This window comes from Caulobacter sp. SRI_008 (genome assembly GCF_057586355.1).
In genome coordinates, this window is sequence record NZ_JBYCZS010000028.1 from 1 (window position 1) to 21,054 (window position 21,054).

At 69.3% G+C, this 21,054-nt stretch carries 20 protein-coding genes, 1 tRNA gene and 1 pseudogene; 13 read left to right on the forward strand and 9 right to left on the reverse strand.

The window, feature by feature from the left end:
- On the forward strand, positions 1 to 832 hold an 832-nt coding region (locus AC2YHT_RS21210; protein WP_487291876.1), incomplete at its 5' end, for a PTS sugar transporter subunit IIBC.
- A 140-nt stretch (positions 833 to 972) separates the two neighbouring features.
- On the opposite strand, the gene AC2YHT_RS21215 is transcribed toward AC2YHT_RS21210, so the two are convergent.
- Complete coding sequence (locus tag AC2YHT_RS21215; RefSeq protein WP_487291877.1) at positions 973 to 2,556, reverse strand: ArnT family glycosyltransferase; 1,584 nt, start codon at positions 2,554 to 2,556, stop codon at positions 973 to 975.
- A gap of 190 nt (positions 2,557 to 2,746) precedes the next feature.
- Between AC2YHT_RS21215 and AC2YHT_RS21220 the strand changes: the two genes are divergently transcribed.
- From AC2YHT_RS21220 to AC2YHT_RS21250, 7 genes are all read left to right on the forward strand, one after another.
- On the forward strand, positions 2,747 to 5,227 hold the full coding sequence (locus tag AC2YHT_RS21220; protein WP_487291878.1) for a TonB-dependent receptor: 2,481 nt from the start codon (positions 2,747 to 2,749) through the stop codon (positions 5,225 to 5,227).
- 146 nt (positions 5,228 to 5,373) lie between these two features.
- Complete coding sequence (locus AC2YHT_RS21225) at positions 5,374 to 6,378, forward strand: agmatine deiminase family protein (protein WP_487291879.1); 1,005 nt, start codon at positions 5,374 to 5,376, stop codon at positions 6,376 to 6,378.
- A gap of 6 nt (positions 6,379 to 6,384) precedes the next feature.
- Complete coding sequence (gene aguB, locus AC2YHT_RS21230; protein ID WP_487291880.1) at positions 6,385 to 7,266, forward strand: N-carbamoylputrescine amidase; 882 nt, start codon at positions 6,385 to 6,387, stop codon at positions 7,264 to 7,266.
- 240 nt (positions 7,267 to 7,506) lie between these two features.
- On the forward strand, positions 7,507 to 7,830 hold the full coding sequence (locus AC2YHT_RS21235) for an ArsR/SmtB family transcription factor (RefSeq protein WP_110121592.1): 324 nt from the start codon (positions 7,507 to 7,509) through the stop codon (positions 7,828 to 7,830).
- A complete protein-coding gene (locus AC2YHT_RS21240) occupies positions 7,827 to 8,255 on the forward strand; it encodes an SRPBCC family protein (RefSeq protein ID WP_487291881.1) in 429 nt (142 codons plus the stop codon). The genes AC2YHT_RS21235 and AC2YHT_RS21240 overlap by 4 nt, the downstream gene beginning before the upstream one ends.
- Positions 8,256 to 8,354: 99 nt before the next feature.
- Positions 8,355 to 8,771 (forward strand): DUF1801 domain-containing protein, encoded by a 417-nt coding sequence (locus tag AC2YHT_RS21245; RefSeq protein WP_487291882.1) that lies wholly within the window; start codon positions 8,355 to 8,357, stop codon positions 8,769 to 8,771.
- A gap of 20 nt (positions 8,772 to 8,791) precedes the next feature.
- Positions 8,792 to 9,178 carry a DUF1801 domain-containing protein gene (locus AC2YHT_RS21250; protein ID WP_487291883.1) on the forward strand — a complete coding sequence of 129 codons (387 nt, stop codon included), beginning with the start codon at positions 8,792 to 8,794 and terminating at the stop codon, positions 9,176 to 9,178.
- A gap of 166 nt (positions 9,179 to 9,344) precedes the next feature.
- Here AC2YHT_RS21250 and cytX read toward each other — a convergent pair whose 3' ends face one another.
- The 4 genes from cytX to AC2YHT_RS21270 all read right to left on the reverse strand — a co-directional run bounded on the left by cytX (position 9,345) and on the right by AC2YHT_RS21270 (position 14,392).
- Positions 9,345 to 10,598, reverse strand: coding sequence for a putative hydroxymethylpyrimidine transporter CytX (gene cytX, locus AC2YHT_RS21255; protein WP_487291884.1), 1,254 nt, complete (start codon positions 10,596 to 10,598; stop codon positions 9,345 to 9,347).
- A 418-nt stretch (positions 10,599 to 11,016) separates the two neighbouring features.
- Positions 11,017 to 12,195, reverse strand: a complete 1,179-nt coding sequence (locus AC2YHT_RS21260; protein WP_487291885.1) for a carbohydrate porin — start codon at positions 12,193 to 12,195, stop codon at positions 11,017 to 11,019.
- A 589-nt stretch (positions 12,196 to 12,784) separates the two neighbouring features.
- Entirely contained in the window at positions 12,785 to 14,188 is a 1,404-nt protein-coding gene (locus AC2YHT_RS21265; protein WP_487291886.1) for an acyltransferase family protein, read from the reverse strand.
- Positions 14,189 to 14,316: 128 nt separating this feature from the next.
- Positions 14,317 to 14,392, reverse strand: a tRNA-Ala gene (locus tag AC2YHT_RS21270).
- Positions 14,393 to 14,543: 151 nt separating this feature from the next.
- Here AC2YHT_RS21270 and AC2YHT_RS21275 point away from each other — a divergent pair.
- The 3 genes from AC2YHT_RS21275 (at position 14,544) to AC2YHT_RS21285 (ending at position 17,141) form a co-directional block, all read left to right on the forward strand.
- Entirely contained in the window at positions 14,544 to 14,858 is a 315-nt protein-coding gene (locus AC2YHT_RS21275) for a YggT family protein (RefSeq protein WP_487291887.1), read from the forward strand.
- Between the two features lie 14 nt (positions 14,859 to 14,872).
- Positions 14,873 to 15,178: a DUF167 family protein gene (locus AC2YHT_RS21280; protein ID WP_487291888.1), complete on the forward strand. Its 306-nt coding sequence runs from the start codon at positions 14,873 to 14,875 to the stop codon at positions 15,176 to 15,178.
- A gap of 187 nt (positions 15,179 to 15,365) precedes the next feature.
- Positions 15,366 to 17,141 carry an ATP-binding protein gene (locus AC2YHT_RS21285; RefSeq protein WP_487291889.1) on the forward strand — a complete coding sequence of 592 codons (1,776 nt, stop codon included), beginning with the start codon at positions 15,366 to 15,368 and terminating at the stop codon, positions 17,139 to 17,141.
- 109 nt (positions 17,142 to 17,250) lie between these two features.
- On the opposite strand, the gene AC2YHT_RS21290 is transcribed toward AC2YHT_RS21285, so the two are convergent.
- On the reverse strand, positions 17,251 to 17,724 hold the full coding sequence (locus tag AC2YHT_RS21290) for a very short patch repair endonuclease (protein ID WP_487291890.1): 474 nt from the start codon (positions 17,722 to 17,724) through the stop codon (positions 17,251 to 17,253).
- Between the two features lie 23 nt (positions 17,725 to 17,747).
- On the opposite strand from AC2YHT_RS21290, the pseudogene AC2YHT_RS21295 reads away from it, so the two are divergent.
- A pseudogene (locus tag AC2YHT_RS21295) lies at positions 17,748 to 17,852 on the forward strand (hypothetical protein); the annotation flags it as partial.
- A gap of 41 nt (positions 17,853 to 17,893) precedes the next feature.
- Here AC2YHT_RS21295 and cysK read toward each other — a convergent pair.
- On the reverse strand, positions 17,894 to 18,880 hold the full coding sequence (gene cysK, locus AC2YHT_RS21300; RefSeq protein ID WP_110117705.1) for a cysteine synthase A: 987 nt from the start codon (positions 18,878 to 18,880) through the stop codon (positions 17,894 to 17,896).
- A gap of 78 nt (positions 18,881 to 18,958) precedes the next feature.
- Entirely contained in the window at positions 18,959 to 20,086 is a 1,128-nt protein-coding gene (locus AC2YHT_RS21305) for a DNA cytosine methyltransferase (protein ID WP_487291891.1), read from the reverse strand.
- Positions 20,087 to 20,134: 48 nt separating this feature from the next.
- Here AC2YHT_RS21305 and AC2YHT_RS21310 point away from each other — a divergent pair, with 48 nt between their 5' ends.
- Complete coding sequence (locus AC2YHT_RS21310; protein ID WP_487291892.1) at positions 20,135 to 20,611, forward strand: COG3650 family protein; 477 nt, start codon at positions 20,135 to 20,137, stop codon at positions 20,609 to 20,611.
- Between the two features lie 204 nt (positions 20,612 to 20,815).
- Here the strand turns inward: AC2YHT_RS21310 and AC2YHT_RS21315 are convergent, their stop codons facing one another.
- Positions 20,816 to 21,004 (reverse strand): hypothetical protein, encoded by a 189-nt coding sequence (locus AC2YHT_RS21315; protein ID WP_487291893.1) that lies wholly within the window; start codon positions 21,002 to 21,004, stop codon positions 20,816 to 20,818.
- Positions 21,005 to 21,054 lie beyond the last annotated feature (50 nt).

Consider the following 21,054-nt stretch of genomic DNA (forward strand, 5'->3'; position numbering starts at 1 on the left):
CAGCTTCATGTTCCTGGCCCCGGCGCTCTACGCCGTGCACGCCATCCTGACCGGCGTCTCCATGGCGCTGATGAACCTCTTGGACGTGAAGCTGGGCTTCACCTTCTCGGCGGGCCTGTTCGACTACATCCTCAACTTCGGCAAGGCCACGCACCCGCTCTTCCTGCTGCCGATCGGGGCGGTGTATTTCGCCGTCTATTACGGCCTCTTCCGGTTCTTCATCGTCAAATTCGACCTGAAGACCCCGGGCCGCGAGCCGGAGGAGGAAGCCGCGCTGCTCAATGCCGCCCCGGCCCCCAGCGCCGGCGGCCGCGGCGCCGACTTCGTTATGGCCCTGGGCGGTTCCGCCAACCTCGTCAGCGTCGACGCCTGCACCACCCGCCTGCGCCTGATCGTGGCCGACCAGAAGGCTGTCGACGAGCCTCGCCTCAAGGCTCTGGGCGCGCGCGGGATCGTCAAACCCTCCGACAAGGCCTTGCAGGTGGTGCTGGGCCCCATCGCCGACACCGTCGCCGGCGAGATCCGCCAGGCGGCGGGCGCGGGGGTACAGGCTCCGGCCGTCGTGGCCGCTGCGCCGGTCCAGGCGGCCGATCCAAAGATCGCCCAGGCCCTGCTGCCGGGTCTCGGTGGCGTGGCCAACATCGCCGCTGTCAGCGCCTGCTCCAGCCGCCTGCGCCTGGAACTGGCCGATCCGTCCAAGCTCGACGAAGCGGCGCTCAAGGCCGCCGGCGTGCGGGCGCTCGTGCGGCTCGATGGGCCGGTGGTGCATCTGGTGCTCGGACCCAAGGCCGAGGCCGTGGCCAAGGCGCTGCAAGAGGCGGTGGCCGTCTAGAGCGCCCACCCCTTCCGTAAGATCCCCGCGAAAGCGGGGACCCAGGCTTTTTCCGCCACCCACGGCGCTCGACGATAAAACACCTGGGCCCCCGCTTTCGCGGGGGGGTTACGGGTTTATCGATCCACGCCCGTGAAGCCTCACCGCGCCGTAGACCCACCCTTCTCCGGGTCCGGCGGCAGCCCCGTCTTCGGGTCGCGGGCCACCGGTGCGAAGCCCTCGGCGATGAACAGGTCCGTCCGTCGCACGCGCTTGCGGTCGAGCCGCACACGGACGATCTCGTCGTCCGAGGTCGCCTTGAAGTCCTGCTCGATCTTGGCCTTGTAGACCCCCTCCAGGCTGGCGATCAGCGTGCGCTCGCCATAGGCCTTGGTCATCGGGGCCTCGGTCTCGGCCTGGTTCTGCGGATGGGCCTCGTGCACCCAGATGCGCAGCGGCGGGGCGCTGACCGTGCCCCAGTAGTCGCGTCCGTAATAGGCGGCCACGTTGAACAGGAAACGGTCGTCGACGGCCACCGAGGTCAGGCGCTGCCCGGCCTGCTCCTCGCGGGCGCGGTTGATGATCGCCTGCACCGTCTGGTCCCAGCCGCGCACCCGCTTGAAGCTGTTGGCGAGACCAATGCCGTCGGCCAGGCGCGGGCTGATCAGGCAGGCCAGGAACAGGGCGGCGAACGCGGCCTGCAGGGCCAGGCCCCCGGCCAGCCAGCGCTTGGCGCTCCAGCGCACCATCCAGCCGGCGACCAGCACCGAGCCGGCGACATAGGCGGCGGCCGCCCAGTTGGCGTTGGCGCGGCTGACGAAGGCCTGGCCGGCCACGGTCAGCAGCGGCGGCAGAACAAAGCACAGCAGCAGCACGTCGGCGGCCTGCAGGCGCTTCTTCACCGCCAGCACGATCCCGCCGCCCAGCAGCACGCCGAAGGGCAGGGGGCCGAACACCCCGAACTGCGAGCCGACGAACTCCACGAGCTCGCGCGGATTGAACAGCGACTTGGCGCCCCAGTTGGCGTTGGCGGCCGTGTGCTCGACCGTGGCGAACTTGTGGGCGGCGTTCCAGATCAGGTTGGGCGCGAAGACGGCGATCAGCACGCCGAAGAAGGCCAGGCCCATCGGCCAGGTCCAGGCCTTGCGGGCGTCGCGTGACAGGGCCAGGTGCGCGCCGATGCTGAAGAGCACGTAGATCGCCGCGTACTTCGACAGGAACGCCAGGCCCAGGGCCGCGCCCAGGCCGGCGGCGGTCAGCAGGCGCTCGCGCGGGGTCTTGGCCACGGGCAGCGAGACATAGGCCCAGATGGTCAGGGCCAGGAAGAACAGCAGCGGCGCGTCGGTGCCGATCACGCCCGACGACAGCTGCACGCCCGGCATCAGGGCGTAGACGCCGGCGGCCGCCAGGCCGGTCCAGCCGCCGTACAGGCGCCGGGCGATGCGGTGGACGATCAGCGCGGTGGCGCCGTGCAGCAGCGGCCCGCCCAGCCGCAGCCAGCCCTCCGTGTCGCCGCCGATCGTCGTGGTCAGCCAGATCACCCAGGCGATCATCGGCGGCTTGGAATAGTAGCCGAAATCCAGGGTCCGCGACCAAAGCCAGTACTGCGCCTCGTCGGGGTACAGCTCCAGCGGCGTCGAAAAAATCGCCAGTACCCGGACGATCGTCAGCAGGGCGACGCCGATCAGGGTCAGGCGCCACGCGCGGGCTGCGGAATCTTCGGCGGCGTAGGGGGACGCGGTCATGACGCGCTTCTTAGCGAAGTAAGGGAAATCTGACCAATTGTTCCGCAAGCGACTGATCGATGTGGCAGATTCTGGGCCATCGTGGCCTTTCCGTCACCAAACCTTCTAAATGTTTCGCTACACCGCCCAAACGATGCGGTTCGATGCTCGTTTTTCCGAACTAGCGTCAAAGAATGAGGGGATCATTGGAATGAACACGAAAAAAATCGCCTGTCTGGCGTCGACCGCGCTGGTCGGCAGCCTGCTGGCGGCGACGGCCGCGATGGCCCAGTCGACCGCCTCGACCGAACTGGACTCGATCGTCGTTACCGCCAGCACCCGTCCGAAGACGGTCGATGGCATGATCACCGCCGAGACGGTCGCCAAGACCCGCACCACGGTGTCGCAGGAATTCCTGCAGACCCAGGTTCCCGGTCAGACCGTCATCCAGTCGCTGAACATCCTGGTGCCGGGCCTGAACTTCACCAACAGCGACCCGTACGGCTCGTCGGGCGGCAACATCCGTCTGCACGGCTTCGACGGCAACCGCGTCGCCCTGACCTTCGACGGCATGCCGCTGAACGACACCGGCAACTACGCGACCTACACCAACCAGCTGCCGGACTCCGAAATCATCGGCAGCGCCTCGGTCAACACCGGCTCGACCGACGTCGACAGCCCGACCGCGGCCAGCACCGGCGGCACCATCGGCATCTCGACCCTGACGCCGTCGAAGGAAGCCGGCGCCTGGGTCCAGGCCAGCATCGGCAGCTTCGACTACAAGCGCTACGCGGCCTTCGTCGAAAGCGGCGAAGTGGGTCCGTGGGGCACCCGCATGTGGGCTGAAGCCTCGTACCAGCGCTACGACAAGTTCAAGGGCAGCGGCGAGATCTACAAGCGCCAGGTCAACGCCAAGATCTATCAGCCGATCGGCGACGGCACCGACTTCATCAGCCTCGCGGTGCACTACAACGTCAACCGCAACAACGCCTACAACGGTCCGAACCTGCGCACCGCCACGGGCAAGCTGCCGGACGGCACCGACGCCCCGAACCAGACCTCTGTTTCGGGCTGGGAAGTCGACTTCAACAACGACTACGTGCCGATCACCTCGGCCGGCGTCGATAACGCCGCCAACTCCAACTACTGGGGTCTGCGGGTCAACCCGTCGAACACCGGCAACATCCGTGGCCAGTCGAAGTTCACCATCGCCAACGGCCTGACCCTGACGGTCGACCCGTCGTTCCAGTACACCCTGGCCAACGGCGGCACGCAGAACACCCTGCTGTCGGAAACCAACGCCCAGCTGAAGGGCACCAGCGCCAACGGCGTCGACCTGAACGGCGACGGCGACACCAACGACACGGTGCGGGTCATGAACCCGAGCAACACCAACACCCGTCGTTACGGCCTGCTCACCTCGCTGATCTGGAAGCTGAACGACAACAACGCCTTCCGCGTCGGCTACACCCTCGACTACGGCCGTCACCGCCAGACCGGCGAATACGGCTACATCGACTTCGACGGCACCCCGACCTACCAGAGCTGGTTCGGCGGTAAGGACGGCCACGGCGACAAGATCTACACCGCCGACGGCAAGAGCTTCATGCGCGCTCGCGACCGTTTCTCGATCGCCACCCTGAACCAGGTCAGCGTCGAGTACCGGGGCAAGTTCCTGGAAGACAACCTGAACCTCAGCGTCGGCCTGCGCGCGCCGTTCTTCAAGCGCGAGCTGAACCAGTTCTGCTACTCGCAGAACGGTTCGAGCACCGTGCGCTGCACCACCGAAACGCCCAGCACCCCGCTGGCGAACGGCAACGTGACCTTCGCTTCGACCGGTACGACGCAGTTCATCGCGCCGTACTCGCGCACGCTGAAGTACGATGACGTTCTGCCGAACGTCGGCCTCAGCTATCGCTTCGGCGACGCCAGCTCGATCTACGGCAGCTACGCTGAATCGACCTCGCTGCCGCGTACCGACAACCTCTACACCGTGGTGCGCGCGGCGAACGGGGCCGTCGTCACCACCGGCGTGCAGCCCGAGACCAGCACCACCTTCGAAGGCGGCTACCGCTATCAGAGCGGCGCGATCATCGCCTCGGCCAGCGCCTGGGCGACCCAGTTCGAAAACCGGATCGTCAGCTCGTACGATCAGGACCTGGGCATCAACATCGACCGCAACGTCGGCAAGGTGAAGCAGTACGGCTTCGACGCCTCGCTCGGCTACAAGCCGGTGGACTACCTGGCGGCCTACTTCTCGTTCTCGTACAACGACAGCGAAGTGCAGGATAACATCGCCATCAGCTCGACCACCTTCGCCGCCACCAAGGGCAAGGAACTGGTCGAGACCCCGCACGTCACCTTCTCGAACCGCATGGAATGGGAAGTCCTCGAGGGCCTGACCCTGGGCGCCCAGACCAAGTACGTCGGCGAGCGTTGGGTCACCGACGTCAACGACCTGAAGGTTCCGTCCTACATCACGACGGACCTGGACGTGCGCTTCGAGCTGGAGCGCTTCGGTTACAAGAACTCGAACATCCAGCTGAACGTGATCAACGTGTTCGACAAGCACTACTACGGCAACCTCGGCACCCAGACGAGTGCGACCCCGGGCGCGCCCGGCTACAGCCGCTCGTTCGCCAGCATCGGCGCCCCGCGCACGGTGACCCTGACGCTCCGCGCCGGCTTCTAAGCCTCCGCAAGCTTCGCAAGACGGGGAAGGGCGGCTCTTCGGAGCCGCCCTTTTTCTTTTGTCGCACCAATTTGCTAGAAGGCGCGCTTGACCCTTCGACCCCCAGGGGCCATCTGCGCCCCCTCTCGTTGACCAGGCTTTCGAAAATGACCCTCACCGTTCCCGCCGAGTGGGCTCCGCACCGCGCCATGTGGCTGGGTTTCCCCAGCCATGGCGAGCTCTGGCAGGAAGACCTCGAGCAGGCCCAGCAGGAGGTCGCCGACCTCGCCCGCGCCCTGGCCGGCCCGGGCGGCGAGCGCGTGCGCCTGATGGTCGTCGGCGACGAGGCCGAGGAAGCGGCGAAAGCCCTGCTCTCCGACACCACCGTCGAGATCGTCCGCGGCCAGTTCGGCGACATCTGGCTGCGCGACACCGGCCCGATCTTCACCGCCGGCGGTGACGGCGCTTCGGCCGCCGGGTTCAAGTTCAACGGCTGGGGCGGCAAGTACGACCTGGAGGGCGACGACATCGTCGCCGAGCAGATCGCCGCCGCCTCGGGCGCGCCGCTGGTCCGCAACGACTTCATCCTCGAAGGCGGCGCCGTCGACCACGATGGCCTCGGCACCGTGCTGACCACCCGCCAGTGCGTGCTGAACGAAAACCGCAACGAAGGCTGGGACGAAGCCTCCGCCACCTCGGCCCTGGCCGCCGCGCTCGGCGCCAAGAAGGTGCTGTGGCTGGGCGACGGTTTGCTCAACGACCACACCGACGGCCACGTCGACAACCTGGCCCGCTTCGTCGCCCCGGGCGTCGTCGCCTGCCCGATGGCCTTCGGCGCCGACGATCCCAACGCCGAGGTCTATGCCGAGACCGCCCGCCTGCTGGCCACCATGACCGACAGCCGCGGCTCGCCGCTGCAGGTCGTGCGCATCCCCTCGCCGGGCCGGATCCTCGACGAGGACGGCGAGCCGATCCCGGCCTCGCACATGAACTTCCTGATCGCCAACGAGGCGGTGATCGTGCCGATCTATGCCGAGGAATCCGGCGCCTTCGCCGTCGAGGTGATCAAGGGCCTGTTCCCCGAGCGCCAGGTCATCGGCCTGGCCTCGACCGCGATCCTGACGGGCGGCGGCTCGTTCCACTGCATCAGCCAGCAAGAACCCGAGGAGTAAGTCCGCATGCCCCGCACGCTCAGCGTCGCCGCCATCCAGACCTCCTACGGTATGGACCTGGACGCCAACATCAAGAAGACGGAAGCCTTCATCCGCGAGGCCGCGTCCAAGGGCGCGCAGGTCATCCTGCCGTCGGAGCTGTTCCAGGGCCCGTACTTCTGCGTCGCCCAGGAGGAGCGCTGGTTCGCCGAGGCGCACCCGTGGCGCGAGCACCCGGTGGTCAAGGCCATCGCCCCCCTGGCCGGCGAGCTGGGCGTGGTCATCCCGATCTCGATCTTCGAGCGCGAGGGCCCGCACTACTTCAACAGCCTGGTGATGGCTGATGCGGACGGCTCCCTGCTGGGCGTCTACCGCAAGAGCCACATCCCCGACGGCCCCGGCTACATGGAGAAGTACTACTTCCGGCCGGGCGACACGGGCTTCAAGGTCTGGGACACGCGCTTTGGCCGCCTGGGCGTCGGCATCTGCTGGGACCAGTGGTACCCCGAGGCCGCCCGCGCCATGGCCCTGATGGGCGCCGAGGCCCTGTTCTACCCCACCGCCATCGGCAGCGAGCCGCATGACGCCAGCCTCGACACGGCCCTGCCCTGGCGGCGGGCCATGCAGGGCCACGCGGTCAGCAACGTGATCCCCGTGGTCGGCGCCAACCGCATCGGCTTCGAGCCCTGGGACGGCTATCCCAACGGCGGCCAGACCTTCTACGGCTCGTCGTTCATCGCCGACCATCGCGGCGACCTGGTCAGCGAACTCGGCCGCGCCGACGAGGGCCTGGTCCAGGCCAGCTTCGACCTCGACTTCCTCACCACCCACCGCGCCGCCTGGGGCTTCTTCCGCGACCGCCGGCCGGAGTTCTACACCAGCCTGGCCGGGCCGCGGCCGAGCGCCTGATCCGGCAAGACAAATCCTCCCCCTCTGGGGGAGGTGGCCCAGAGGGCCGGAGGGGGTAGCGCCGGCCTATGCCGCGCAAGCCCCCTCAGTCGCTTCGCGACAGCTCCCCCAAAGGGGGAGCATCTAGAGCGCCCCCTCTCGCCGGAGGGGGCGTTTTTCATGCCTGCTTGACTCATCCATAACTCCGTAGTTATCAATAACCCATAGCCAACCGGTTATCGATTGCTCCCAGGCTCAGGCATGACCCCCGCCCCCGACGACCTCTTCCGCACCCTCGCCGACCCCACCCGCCGGGCGCTGTTCGAGCGGCTGTGCCGCGAGGGCGAGCAGACGGTGGGGGCGCTGACGCGCGAGGCCGGCGTCTCGCAGCCGGCGGTGTCCAAGCACCTGGCCGTGCTCAAGCAGGCCGGCCTGGTCACCGACCGCCACGCCGGCCGCCAGACCCACTACAGCGCCCGGCTCGAGGCCCTGTCGCCACTGGTCGACTGGACCCGCCGCATGGCCGGTTTCTGGGAGAGCCGCTTCGACCGGCTGGAGGACCTTTTGAACAGGATGGACCAATGATCGACCAGACCGCCGACCTGCGCTCCGTCGTCGTCGAGCGCGACCTGCCGTTCCCGGCCGACAAGCTGTGGCGCGCCCTGACCCAGCCGCACCTGATCGAGGAGTGGCTGATGAAGTCCGACTTCGCCCCCGTGGTCGGTCACCGCTTCAGCCTGCGCGGCGAGTGGGGCGGGGTGCTGGACTGCGAGGTGCTGGAGGTCGATCCCCCGAGCAGCCTCTCCTACACCTGGAACCACGCCCACCCCGACCCGGCCTACGCCCTGACCAGCGTGGTCACCTTCACCCTCACCCCCACCGCGGCGGGCACGCACCTGCGCATGGAGCAGTCCGGCTTCCGCCCCGACCAGAAACAGGCCTACGGCGGCGCCCACGCCGGCTGGAAAGGCTTCCTGGAGAAGCTGGAAGCGGTGCTGGGGAAGGATTGAGGGAAGGGTGCTGTTCGTGCGTTCCTAGCTCGTCGTCCCGGGTCTGCGGCGCTTTGCGCCTTCGCCCGGGACGACGAAGAATGGGGCAGGGAGAACATGATGGCGCAAACCCCCAAGCTGCTCTCCGGCGGCAATCCCCAGATCGCCAAGGGCGACGGCGAGGCCCCGATCCAGGCCTATGTCGCCGCCATGCCCGGCTGGAAGAGCGCCGTCGGCGCGCGCCTGGACGCCCTGATCACCGCCGCCGTCCCCGGCGTGCGCAAGGCCGTGAAGTGGAACTCGCCGTTCTACGGCGCGCCGGATGAGGAGAAGAGCTGGTTCCTCAGCTTCCACGTCTTCGCCCGCTACGTGAAGGTCGCCTTCTTCCGGGGCCAGGCGCTCGACCCCGTCCCGCCCGAACCGTCCAAGAGTGGCGACACCCGCTATTTCCACATCCACGAGGACGAGCCCCTCGACGAGGCCCTGCTCACCGCCTGGATCAAGCAAGCCGCCGCCCTGCCCGGCGAGCGGCTCTGAGAAACGAACGAGGAAACGCCATGACCGACACCGTCGAGGACGCCGCCAAATATATCGACGACCGCATCGCCGGCCTCGCCGACTGGCGCGGCGAGGCCCTGGCCCGCATGCGCGCCCTGATCCACGAGGCCGATCCGCAAGTGCTAGAAGAGGTGAAGTGGCGCGGCACGCCCGTCTGGTCGCACGCCGGCATCCTCTGCACCGGCGAGACCTACAAGGCCTACATCAAGCTGACCTTCGCCAAGGGGGCCTCGCTGCCCGACCCCGCCGGCCTGTTCAACTCCAGTCTCGACGGCAACACCCGCCGCGCCATCGACATCCGCGAGGGCGAGAGCATCGACGCCGCCGCCTTCAAGGCCCTGATCCGCGCGGCGGTGGAGCTGAACACGGCGAAGAAGAAAAAGTAGCTCTCTTAAAACGCCCGTCATTCCCGCCCTTGTGGCGGGAAACCCTCTTTCAGCCGCAAGGGCGGATGGGGCGACGTGCTCAGCACGTCGCTTGCGTCTCACGCGTCGGCGGAACCAGGGCTTCCCGCCACAAGGGCGGGAATGACGGGAAAAGAGGTGCGAGGAGTCAGCCCTTCACCACCCGCCGCAGCCCCACATAGGCCACGCCTGCCGCCACCACGGCCGGCAGGGTCGCCCCGACCTCCGGCGCCAGACGGCTCACCGCCTGATAGGCCGCGATGCCGATCGCCCAGGCCGCAAGGCCCGAAATGCTCACCGCCCCGCTCGCCGCCCCTTCGGTCTTGCGGCGACGCACGATGAAGTGGTCGGCCAGCAGCACCCCGAACAGCGGCGCGAACACCGAGCCGATCAGCAGCAGGAAGCCCTCGTATTGGCCCATCGGCGCCAGCAGGGCCGCCAGGGTGCAGACCGCGCCGAAGGCCAGCGCCAGCCGCGCCGGCCGCACCGGAACCAGGGTGGCGGTCGAGACCGCGGCCGAGTGCAGGTCGGCGAAGGCGTTGTCGGTCTCGTCGATGATGATCAGCAGCAGGGCGATCCCGCCGCCGGCAGCGGCCAGGGCGCTCAGCAGCAGCCCCTCGCTGCCCGCCGCCAGGGCGTAGGCCGCGCCCAGCCCCATGAACCAGATGTTGGCCAGCACATAGCCGGCGACGCTGCCCCGGAACATGCCGCCCGGGGTGCGGCCAAAGCGGGTGTAGTCGGCGATCAGCGGCAGCCACGACAGCGGCATGGCCGCCACCAGGTCGACCCCGGCGCCGAAGCTGGTCTCGCCCGTCCCGGCCCTGGCCATCAGGGCGGCCAGGTCGTGCTGGGCCAGCAGCCGCCAGGTCAGCCAGCCGGCCCCGCCCAGCAGCAGCCACAGGCCCCAGGCCCGCAGGAACCGCCGCACGAACGACACCGGCCCCAGCACCGCCAGGGCCGTGGCCAGCACCCCGAACAGCAGGGTCCAGGCGAGCGGATTGGAGACGCCGAAGTTCTGCTTGGCCAGGGCGTCGGCGGCGTCGCGCATGGCGATGATCTCGAACGCGCCCCAGCCGGCCAGCTGCACGGCGTTCAGCACCGCCGGAACCGCCGCCCCGCGCCGGCCCAGGGTCAGCCGCAGCGCGCCCATCGACGACAGCCCGGTGTCGGCCCCGACCACCCCGGCCGCCGCCAGCAGCAGCGCGCCCAGCACCGAGCCGACGACGATCGCCGCCAGCGCCATCGGCAGGCTGAGCCCAGGCACCAGGAACGCGCCGGCCTGCAGCACCAGCAGGCCGATCCCCAGGCTGAACCACAGCGAAAAGGCGTCCCGCGTCCCGAACACCCGGCGCTCGGCCGGCACGGGGGTCAACGGATCATATGCATCGTCGAGCTTGGCCATGCCGCCAGCCTTAGCAGGTCAGGGCGACCCTTGAACCCCTCTCTCATGGAGAGAGGGAGGGGCCCGCGCCGAAGGCGTGGGAGGGTGAGAGGGTACACCGTCGGTCGGAAAGGCCTCGATCGCAGCGGCCGGATTGCCAAAAAGGACGGTATTCTCGACGGCTCATCCATTTCTCGCCTTCCTCGCCCTTGTGGCGAGGACCCATGGCCGAGCCGGGCTCGCCCTCTTCGGACGGGGCGCCGCCAGCGTGGCCGCGCGGCCTCCGAGATCTGAGCGGCTGAACCCTGGACCCTAGGCACGAGGCCTAGGGAGGCGGGGTTGGGTAGGCTCGCGCCTTGTTCGGAAGGTTTGTTACCCCTCACCCTCCCACCGCTTCGCGGCGGGCCCCTCCCTCTCCCTATGGAAGAGGGGGCAACTCCTAGAACTCCACCCCCATCCGCAGGATCGCCACCACGGCGTTCTTCACCGCCCGGTCGCCGCCGGGACGGATCACGTACTGCAGGTCCGGCTGCAGGGTCAGCGGGCCGACGGTGTCGGCATAGGTGACCTCGATCGCCGACTCCGTATCGCCCAGGTCCTGGCCCTCGTCGGCGGCGTTGGCCCGGTGCTTCTGGGTCAGATAGGCCTGATTGACGCCGATCGAGAAGGCGCTGTCCGGCCGGCTGGCAAACACCCGGTCGACCTTGATCCCGGCCTGCCAGCCGCCCTGGAACGGGGTGGTGTCGCCGTCCGAGACGCCCAGGCGCGCGAAGGCCGTCGTGCGGCGCACGGCGTCCTCGCCGTCGGCCCCGGTCAAGGCCCGCTCCAGCAGCACATAGGCCCCCTGGGCCTTGCGCTTGGCCGGATCGCCCGTCGGCCCCAGCTCGCGGATGTCGTCCTGCTTGCGGGTGTAGCGCCAGGCCCCGAAGGCCACCTTTCCGGCGCCCGTCCAGCCGCCCTCGGCGATCAGCAGGGCGCCGTCGTCCATGTGGAAGTCGATTCCGCCCGGATCGCCCAGCACGCCCGCATGGGCGTTGAGCACCGCCGCCTGCGCATAGACATGCTCCGACGGCGTCCAGGCCAGGCGCACCGCGAGACTCGTGGAGGGAAAGATCGACGGCCCGTTCGGCCCCGTCGCCGCCAGCTCCGAGCCGATGCCGAAGGCCGGCGCGATCAGCAGGCCGGCGCTGTCGTTGGCGTAGAATTCGCTGTTGAGGTCATAGAGGCCGGCCCGCACCGAGCCCTTGCCGCCGGCCAGGTCCTGCTCGACCCAGGCCTCGTACAGCCGCAGCCGGTGGCGCGAGACCTCGATGTTGTCGACGCCCTGGATCGAGCCGGAGTCGTCGCCCGGCGCGCCGCCGGTGTTGTTCAGCACCAGGGCGTGGGCCCGCGCGCCCGTCCAGCCGACCGCCTTCTCCAGGTCCAGGTCGGCCCCGATCGTCAGGTTGTCGAGCACCCGCCCGCGCCGGGCCGCGCCGCCGTCGACCGTCGCCGCCAGGTCGGCCTTGTAGCCGAAGGAGAGATCCAGCGCCCCGGAGGCTTCCGCCGCCCGCGCCTGCGCCTGGCCAAAACAGGCCAGGCCGGCCGTCAGGGCCGTTCCGATAATCAGGGTCCGCATTCTGCCGCCGCTTGATGAAGTGGCGGCCAGCATCGCGGCCCAAGGCTCAGAAACCCTTTATTCCCAGCCGTTTAAGCCGCGACGCAAGGTCGCGGCGCCCAAGGTGGAGCGCTCGCGCGAGCACAGCCGCGAGGCGCGAGGAGGCGTCGCCATCGTGCCTTCAAGGGTGCTTCATGGGTTGGCGGGGAGAGTGCATGCGACGGCCTGACCCCCTCGGCCGAGCCGGGTCGTGGCGTCGCCCTGCCGCCGCCTACCACTGCCGCGCATGCCAGCAGTCGTCGCACTCGCCTTGGGTCAGGTGCTCACAGCCGGGAGGCGGCTGGGAAAAGGCCCACTTCAACGCCTTGAGCGTGGCCAGGCCGAGCGCGCAGACAAATGCGAGCCAGGCCGGCAGCCCCGGCAGGTTCGAGGCGATGACGGAAGTTGCAGTCGCCAAGGCGGCTGGCGCGATAATCCACATAATCCCCCCCGGGATTTTGTTGTCCAGTACCGTATAAAGAGAGCGATGGTGCGATCGTCAAGCTTGAGTCGCCTATAGGGCGACTCTTTGCCGCGGTTGGTGGCGGCGGCCTTTCACGGGGTCCGCGCCCTAGGCCGTCGCCGGAGCCAGCCGGTGTCGGTAGCTCGCCAGCCAGGTGTTCACGCGCGCCGTCAGCGGTCGCTCGACATAGAGATACATCACCAGCCCGACGGCCATCGACACGCCCAGAACCGCGCCGACGCCCAGCCAGCCCACCAGGACGTGGACATCGCCGGCGCGCGCGAACAGCTTGTTCGCGACCTGGGAGACAAAATAGTGGGTCAGGTACACGGCGAACGTCGCTTCGGCGAAGATGTTGAGCTTGGGCGAGAACAGGCGCGTCCCTGACCTTTCGAGCCAGATCGCCGCCAGCAGCAGTGCGGCGCACGGCGCGCCGTTGCCGATCGAGCGCCACAGGATCTCGAAATCCCAGAACAGCGGGCGGGCGATCAGCAAGGCGGCGGCGATCACGGCCAGGGCGGCCAGGGCGGCGGTTCCCACGCGATCGACCTTTTTCAGGATCAGAAACGCCGCCAGGCCCCAGACGAGATCCAGGAGGATGGGGGAGGTGTAGAAGTCCCAGGGCGCCCATCCGTCGGGCGTGACCAGGCCGCCCGCGACCAGGGCCAGCAGCATCCCGGCGGCGGCGAGCGGCGCGCGGTCGCGTCCGGCCAGCTTCATGGCGGCGAAGTAGATGGCGGCGAACAGCATGATGTAGTTGAGCGTCCACGCCACGAAGACGATCGGCTGAATCTTTCCGCTGCCCTTCAGGTAGGGCACGAAGAAGAGCGATTTCAGGATGGTCTCGGCGTTGGCCACGGTCGATTTGAACAGATCGGGCTTCACCAGCGCGAGCGCGGCGACGGCGGCCGTCATCAGCCAGTAGAGCGGCACGACCCGCGCCGTGCGATCGACGATGAATTGCTCGGGGGTCTTCGTCGACCGCGACATGACGAACGCGGTCAGGAAGGCGCTGCAGACCAGGAACAGGTCCGTTCCGAACCGCAGGAAGGACTCCGCGCTGTCGGACAGTCCGGCTGACGCCGTGACGACCTCGGAATGTACGAGGACGATCAGAAGCGACGAAATCAGTCGCATGGCCTGGACATTATAAAGCATTCGAGCCCCCCGGCTGAACAACCTTTGCGGTGGCTTTATAGGGCGCGGGAGCGGTTTGGCCAATCGCAACTGAAGCGGTAATCCCGCCTGGCGTGTCTTGATGTGGCTGTGCTGGCAAAGGCGGCAGAGGTTGACGGCGTTCCGCCACGGCGGCAGGCGCCGTTTAGGTTGCTCATGCTGTGCGGGTGTTCGGGATTTCGCCCATCGATCGGGGATTGGTCGCGCTTGCGGGCGGCGCCAAGGCTTCGGGCATGCGCCCGCGCCAGGATCCAGGCCATGGAGATGGTCTGTCTGGCGGCGGGGAAAGGCCCGGCGCGCCCGCGCAGCGCCGCCCATCGGGTCGGCCAGCGCCATGGGCTTCAAGGCGTCAACAGACGGCGCCCTGACCCACGCGAAGGCGGAAAAATCTTCTCAGGACAGATCGAGGGATGTCGCTGGCGGCGAAAGCGCGAACGCCTTGCGGACAAGAGGGGGAAGGTCCTTGGTGGAGCCGAGGGGAATCGAACCCCTGACCTCCTCATTGCGAACGAGGCGCTCTACCATCTGAGCTACGGCCCCAAGGAAGCGCGGAGATACGGTGGCCGGCGGCGTCCGTCAAGCGGCAGTTGCGCGGGTTCGCGCGGAAGCTCTGGGGGGAGCCGGAAACAGCGCGGCCTTGCCAGCGGGGACGGGGGCGGGCAAGAAGCGGGCGACCTTTCGCGGAACGCCCATGGCCAACCTGATCCTGTTCGTCTTCTTCATCCTCGGCTCGCTGCTGAACCTGCTCAAGTGGGCGGTGATCATCAGCGCGATCATCAGCTGGCTGGTGGCTTTCGACGTCATCAACCTGCGCAACCGCGCGGTCTATTCGATCAGCCGCTTCCTCGACGCGGTGACCGCGCCGCTGCTGGCGCCGCTGCGCCGGGTGATCCCCCCGCTGGGCGGCGTCGACATCACCCCGATCATCCTGTTCCTGATCATCGTCGGCGTGCAGTCGTTCCTGCTCTATCCGCTGCGCAACATGCTGCTGAGCCTGCTCGGCTGAGCCAGAAGGCCCCCGTGGCCGTCCCCGTCGCCGTCCCAGTCGCGGTTCTCGCCGTGCGCCTGACGCCGCGCGGCGGGCGCGACGCGATCGACGGCTGGGCGGCCGACGCCGACGGCCGTCCCTATCTGAAAGTCCGGGTCAGCGCCCCGCCGGTCGAGGGCGAGGCCAACGCCGCCCTCGTCGCCCTGCTGGCCAAGCGGCTGTCCGCGCCGCGCTCGGCCGTGCGGGTGGCCTCGGGCGCGACCGCCCGCCTCAAGCGCATCGAGGTCGAGGGCCTGGCGCAAGAGGTGCTGGACCGGCTGCTGGACCGCCCGGCCTGACCCCTTTTCCAACGCCAGGTGCGACAAATCGGCCGCCGGTCGCGCCGCGCCCTCGCAAGCGCGCTTTGGCTGTGCCATTGAAAGAATAGTGTTCTTTCACGGCCTCTTGGAGGTCTTTCGCCCAGGGTTTGGGCGCCCAGGGTTTGGGCGAAAAATGGCGATCACCAGGGCCAGCGGGGGCCGCGCGATGAGCTCCACGGCCGTAGGCGACAAGGCCCTAGGCGTCAAAGACAGGCAGGCGGCGATCGTCCGCGCCGCCGCGGCGCGGCGGGGCAACATCTATCTGCGCCTGACCGCCACCATCTCGATGGCCGCCATACTGCACGTCTATATCGGCCTGCGCTGGGTGTGGCTGTGGGCGGCCGCCTACGCGATCGCCCAGCTGTTCGAACTGTGGCTGTTCCAGGCGCTGAAGGAAGCGCCCGAGCGCGCCCTGGCCGGCTGGCGGCGCTGGGCCCTGGCGATCATGCCGGCGGTCACCTCGATCATCTTCGGGGCCCTGGCCCTGCCGCTGTTCGCCTCGAACCAGCGCTTCGCCCCCACCCTGGGCGGCATGCTGCTGGCCGGCGCCCTGCTCAACGTCATCGTCGTCAATGTCAGCCTGAGGTCGGCCACCCTGGCGGCCGCCGCGCCGCACATCGTCTACCTGCTGATCGTGCCGTTCATCGGCCGGGCGGCCAATCCCGACGCGCCCCTGGCCAACGCCCTGTGGTTCGGGGTGCTGCTGCTGATCTTCTCGGTCGCCGTGGCCGCCCGCACGCTGGAGGCCGCCCTCAAGGCCGAGGAGGCCGCCAAGGCCGAGGCCGAGCGCCGCCGCCACGAGGCCGAAGAAGCCGTCGCCGCCAAGAGCGCCTTCGTGGCCATGATCAGCCACGAGCTGCGCACCCCGATCAGCGCCATACTGGCCGGCGCCGCGCGCCTGCACAGCGAGGTGCCGGAAGCCTCCTCCAAGGTCCACGCCCAGCTGATTTCCGACGCCGGTGCGATGATGCGCACCCTGCTCAACGACCTGCTGGACTTTTCGCGCCTGGAAGCCGGCCGTATGGCGGTGGAGCGCGCGCCCTACAACCTGCGCCAGGCCCTGGCCGACACCCTGCGCCTGTGGCGTCCCGAAGCCCAGAAGAAGGGGCTGAAGCTGCGGGTCGAGGGCGCCGTGGGCCTGCCGCGCTGGGTGTCTGGCGACAGCCTGCGCCTGCGCCAGGTGCTCAACAACCTGCTGTCCAACGCCATCAAGTTCACCGAGCAGGGCGGCGTCACCGTGGCCCTGGCCGCCCATCGCCAGGGCGAGGGCTGGACCCTGGAGATCGCCGTCACCGACACGGGCCGGGGCATCGAGCCCGAGGTCATGCCGCGCATGTTCACACCGTTCGACCAGTTGAACGCCGAGGTCATGCGGCTGCACGGCGGCTCGGGCCTGGGCCTGGTGATCAGCCGCGAGCTGGCGCGGCTGATGGGCGGCGACCTGTCGGCCGCCAGCGACGGGCTGGGCCATGGGGCGACCATGCGCTTCACCCTGCGGCTCGACGAGGCCCAGGCCCCGGCCGCCGCCGACGACGTCGCCTCGATCGCCGGGGCGCGGGTGCTGGTGGTCGACGACCACGTGGTCAACCGCCGCGCGGTCGAGCTGGTGCTGCAGACCTTCGGCGTCACGCCCGTCCTGGCCGAGTCCGGCGAGCAGGCGCTGGAGATCCTGGCGTCGGCCGTGTTCGACGCGGTGCTGATGGACGTCTACATGCCGGGCCTGGGCGGTCGCGAGACCACCCGCGTGCTGCGCGCCGAGCCGGGTCTCAATCGCGGCGTGCCGGTGATCGCGGTCACCGCCTCCTCCACCCCCAAGGACTGGGAGGCCTGCCGCGCCGCCGGCATGAACGCCCACGTCGCCAAGCCCATCGACCCGGCCCAGCTGCACGCCGCCCTCGTCGAGGTGCTGCCGGTCATCCCCGCGCGGACCGTGGCGGCTTAGACCCCTCTCCCATAGGGAGAGGGAGGGGCCCATGCGGAGCATGGGAGGGTGAGGGGTTACAAACTATCCGGACAGGGCAGGGAGATGGGACCGCAAACGGCGTACCCCCTCACCCTCCCACGCCTGACGGCGCGGGCCCCTCCCTCTCCCCATGGGAGAGGTGAGCCTGGGTCTGGGAGAGGTTTTCCTTGAGCCGTCCCACCAGCGCGGCCTCGTTCTTCATCTGGCATTCCCAGATCGTCTCGACCCGCCAGCCGGCCTCGACCAGCGCCGCCTCGTTCCTGGCGTCGCGAGCCTTGTTGCGGGCCACCTTGGCCAGCCAGTAGTCGCGATTGGCCTTGGGCACGCGCGAGCCCCGCGCGCAGTCGTGTCCGTGCCAGAAGCAGCCATGGACGAAGAAAACGAGCTTGCGCCCCGGCATCACCACGTCGGGCGAGCCGGGCAGGTCCTTGCGATGCAGGCGGTAGCGGGCGCCCAGAGCGGTGAGCAGCCGGCGCAGGGCGAGCTCGGGCGTGGTGCCCTTGCTCTTCACCCGGGCCATGACGGCCGAGCGCTTGGCCGGATCGAAGACGTCGGTGGTCATCGCAAGGGAACGCGGGGGAGGGGCTGCATGCCCTCCGTCGCGCCAAAATCAGTCGTCATCCCGGCCGCAGCGAAGCGGAGAGCCGGGACCCAGGGGCAGCCGCAATGCGCCGGCCCCTGGGTCCCGGATAAGCCCTGCGGGCTTTCCGGGATGACGAGCATGAGGGGCCTTACAGCCCCTCGAACAGGGCCGTCGACAGGTAGCGTTCGGCGAAGCTGGGGATGATCGCCACGATCAGCTTGCCGGCGTATTCGTCGCGCAGGGCCAGGTCGAAGGCGGCGGTCAGGGCCGCGCCCGAGCTGATGCCGACGGTCAGGCCTTCGGTCGAGGCGGCCTTGCGGGCCATGGCGAAGGCGTCGTCGTTGCTGACCTGGACGATGTCGTCGATCACGCCGCGATCCAGGATGCCCGGCACGAAGCCGGCGCCGATGCCCTGGATCTTGTGCGGGCCGGGCTGGCCGCCCGACAGCACGGCCGAGGCTTCCGGCTCGACGGCCACCATCTTCAGGCCCGGCTTGCGGGCCTTCAGCACCTGGCCGACGCCGCTGATCGTGCCGCCGGTGCCGACGCCCGAGACCACGGCGTCCACGGCGCCGGCCGTGTCGTTCCAGATCTCCTCGGCGGTCGAAACCCGGTGGATCAGCGGGTTGGCGGTGTTCTCGAACTGCTGCGGCATCACCGCGCCGGGGGTGGCCTCGACGATCTCCTGGGCGCGGGCGACGGCGCCGCGCATGCCCTTCTCGGCCGGGGTCAGCTCCAGCTTGGCGCCGAGCAGCAGCAGCATCTTGCGGCGCTCGATCGACATGCTCTCGGGCATCACCAGGGTCAGCTTGTAGCCCTTGGCCGCGGCCACGAAGGCAAGCGCGATGCCGGTGTTGCCGCTGGTCGGCTCGACGATCGAGCCGCCCGGCTTCAGCACGCCCTTGGCTTCCAGATACTCGACCATGGCCACGCCGATGCGGTCCTTGACCGAGGCCAGCGGGTTGAAGAACTCGAGCTTGGCCACGACCTCGCCCTTGGGCTTCAGCTCGGCCGTCAGGCGCGGCAGGCGGATGATCGGGGTGTCGCCGACGGTGTCGAGGATGGAGTCGTAGATCTTGCCCCGGCCGGCGCGCTTGAAGCGAGCGGCGTCGTACAGGCTGGAAGCGTCGTCCATGATGGTCTCTCGGAGCGTTGAGAAATAAGGCCCTTGGTGATCTCCACCTTAGGCCGTGGGATTTGGGCTGTCAGCGACCTATTCGGCCGCCAGGGCCGCAGATTTCCTGGTCGCGAGCGGAGTCAGCAGGTGTTCGGCCAGCCAGCGCACGGCCGGGGCCGCCACGCCGTCGCCGATCACGTGCAGGCCGGCCGTGGCGCTTTTCGGCAGGGCGTAGCTGTCGGGCAGGCCCATCAGCCTGGCCCCCTCGCGCGGCGTGACCAGTCGCGAGCGCACCACGCCCTTGTCGATCACCAGCAGGGTCTGCCGCGAGGAGCCGCCGCGCGGGGTGCGCAGGCACCCGGCCAGGCCGTCGAACCGCACTTCCGCCCGCTGTTCGCCGCCGCGCATCCGCCGGAACACGCCGCCGACGGCCCGTTCCCCGCTGGCGATCCGGGCGTCGACCGAGGCGCGGTGGGCCGGGGCCATCAGGTCCAGCAGGGCGGCGGTGGCCTCCTCGCCGCGCCATTCGACGGCGTCGTCGGGCTCCAGCACGGTGGAAAGGTCGGTGTTGCGGGCCGGCGGGGCGGGCAGGGCCCACCACAGCCAGCGGTCCTTCAGGGCCTGCGGCAAGCGGGCGGCGGCCTCGCGCACGGCGCGGCTATGGAACGGCCCCTGGCCGGTCAGGCCCTCCGTCGAGGCCCTAGTCGCCACCACGAACACGCGGGGCCGCGACTGCGGTGTGAAGCTGGCCGCGTCGATCTCCAGCGCCCCGAAGTGATAGCCCTGGTCGGCCAGGGCCTGGCACAGGGCCGTGAAGTCCTCGCCGCGGTGCGAGGTCAGAAGGCCGACCACGTTCTCGATGACGATGGTGGTCGGGGCGCGGCCCTCGTCCTCCAGCGCCTCGATCAGTCGCCAGAAGCCGAAGAAGGCCGACGAGCGCCCGCCGTGCAGGCCCGCCCGCGCGCCGGCCAGGCTGAAGTCCTGGCAGGGGCTCGAGGCCCAGGCCAGATCCGCCCGCCCGGGCAGGTCGGCCGCCTCCAGCTTGAAGACGTCGCCGGTGTGGAAGTGCTCTTCGGCGTCGGCGAAGTTGGCGCGGTAGGTCTGGGCCTTCACCGGGTCAAAATCGTTGGCGAAGGCGCAGGTCCAGCCTTCGCCGAGGCCGATGCGGGCCATGCCGCCGCCAGCGAAGAATTCGTAGAAGACGGGGGCGGCGTTGTGATTCATCGTACTGGCGAGATTAGCTTGAGCCGCCGCTTCGAGGATAGCGCCCGCATGATGCGTTTCACCGTCATCGCCCCTCTTTGCCTGGCTCTGGGCCTGACTCTGGCGGGGTGCGGCGACGGACCGATGGGCCAGTCCGAGGGCGCCAGCGCCGCGCCGGCCGACGCCCCGACGAGCGTGGGTCCCGACTATGGCGGCGATTTCGATCTGGTGGGCGCCGAGCCGTTCTGGAGCGGCCGCATCCGCGAGGGCGGGCTCCTGCTCGACCGCATGGAAGGCGGCGCGGTCACCCTGCCCAATCCCGGCGTGCGCATCGACGGCGAGCAGGGCGTCTGGGACGCCGAGCAGCCGGCCGCCGAGCCCGGCGCCGCCAGCCACCGCCTGGTCTTCCGCCTGACGCCCCAGCCCTGCTCCGACGGCATGTCCGACCGCGCCTTCAGCCACGCCGCCGAGGTCTGGATCGACGGCGCGACCCTGAAGGGCTGCGCGGGACGGGTGGAGGAACTGGAGAAGCAGGGGCGGCCGTGAGCGCGTTCCCCTTCCGCCGTCATCCCGGGCGAAGGACCGCATAGCGGTCCGCAGACCCGGGACCCAGGGGACCGGGCTCCGTGGTCAGGCTGGCCGCCCTGTCGGTCGCCGACGCCTTGCGCCGGCCCCTGGGTCCCGGCTCTCCGCGCTGCGCGCTACGGCCGGGATGACGAGAAAGGGGAGGGGCGTCGCCCAGGCTGCCGATCAGCTGCCCTTGATGTCGATCGTCTCGATCTGCGACTGGCTGGCCTGCGCCTTGTGCTGGCGGCCCGGGGTGGGCAGCAGCAGGCCGACGGCGATGGCCGCGACGATGGCGAGAGCAATGAGGGCCTTGGCGGCCATGGTGTTTCGGGTCCGTTGCGGGTCTGAAAATCCAGCGCCCGTGACCGTCATATGGTTCCGCCGGCGCCGCTTGCAAGGGCGGCGGAGAACGCCGGTATCCT

Bases quoted from the DNA above. Each gene is read 5' to 3' on its own strand.
- AC2YHT_RS21215 (WP_487291877.1), bottom strand. From the start codon at position 2,556: ATGACCGCGTCCCCCTACGCCGCCGAAGATTCCGCAGCCCGCGCGTGG.
- AC2YHT_RS21220 (WP_487291878.1), top strand. From the start codon at position 2,747: ATGAACACGAAAAAAATCGCCTGTCTGGCGTCGACCGCGCTGGTCGGC.
- AC2YHT_RS21225 (WP_487291879.1), top strand. From the start codon at position 5,374: ATGACCCTCACCGTTCCCGCCGAGTGGGCTCCGCACCGCGCCATGTGG.
- aguB (WP_487291880.1), top strand. From the start codon at position 6,385: ATGCCCCGCACGCTCAGCGTCGCCGCCATCCAGACCTCCTACGGTATG.
- AC2YHT_RS21235 (WP_110121592.1), top strand. From the start codon at position 7,507: ATGACCCCCGCCCCCGACGACCTCTTCCGCACCCTCGCCGACCCCACC.
- AC2YHT_RS21240 (WP_487291881.1), top strand. From the start codon at position 7,827: ATGATCGACCAGACCGCCGACCTGCGCTCCGTCGTCGTCGAGCGCGAC.
- AC2YHT_RS21245 (WP_487291882.1), top strand. From the start codon at position 8,355: ATGGCGCAAACCCCCAAGCTGCTCTCCGGCGGCAATCCCCAGATCGCC.
- AC2YHT_RS21250 (WP_487291883.1), top strand. From the start codon at position 8,792: ATGACCGACACCGTCGAGGACGCCGCCAAATATATCGACGACCGCATC.
- cytX (WP_487291884.1), bottom strand. From the start codon at position 10,598: ATGGCCAAGCTCGACGATGCATATGATCCGTTGACCCCCGTGCCGGCC.
- AC2YHT_RS21260 (WP_487291885.1), bottom strand. From the start codon at position 12,195: ATGCGGACCCTGATTATCGGAACGGCCCTGACGGCCGGCCTGGCCTGT.
- AC2YHT_RS21265 (WP_487291886.1), bottom strand. From the start codon at position 14,188: ATGGCGCTGGCCGACCCGATGGGCGGCGCTGCGCGGGCGCGCCGGGCC.
- AC2YHT_RS21275 (WP_487291887.1), top strand. From the start codon at position 14,544: ATGGCCAACCTGATCCTGTTCGTCTTCTTCATCCTCGGCTCGCTGCTG.
- AC2YHT_RS21285 (WP_487291889.1), top strand. From the start codon at position 15,366: ATGAGCTCCACGGCCGTAGGCGACAAGGCCCTAGGCGTCAAAGACAGG.
- AC2YHT_RS21290 (WP_487291890.1), bottom strand. From the start codon at position 17,724: ATGACCACCGACGTCTTCGATCCGGCCAAGCGCTCGGCCGTCATGGCC.
- cysK (WP_110117705.1), bottom strand. From the start codon at position 18,880: ATGGACGACGCTTCCAGCCTGTACGACGCCGCTCGCTTCAAGCGCGCC.
- AC2YHT_RS21305 (WP_487291891.1), bottom strand. From the start codon at position 20,086: ATGAATCACAACGCCGCCCCCGTCTTCTACGAATTCTTCGCTGGCGGC.
- AC2YHT_RS21310 (WP_487291892.1), top strand. From the start codon at position 20,135: ATGATGCGTTTCACCGTCATCGCCCCTCTTTGCCTGGCTCTGGGCCTG.
- AC2YHT_RS21315 (WP_487291893.1), bottom strand. From the start codon at position 21,004: ATGACGGTCACGGGCGCTGGATTTTCAGACCCGCAACGGACCCGAAAC.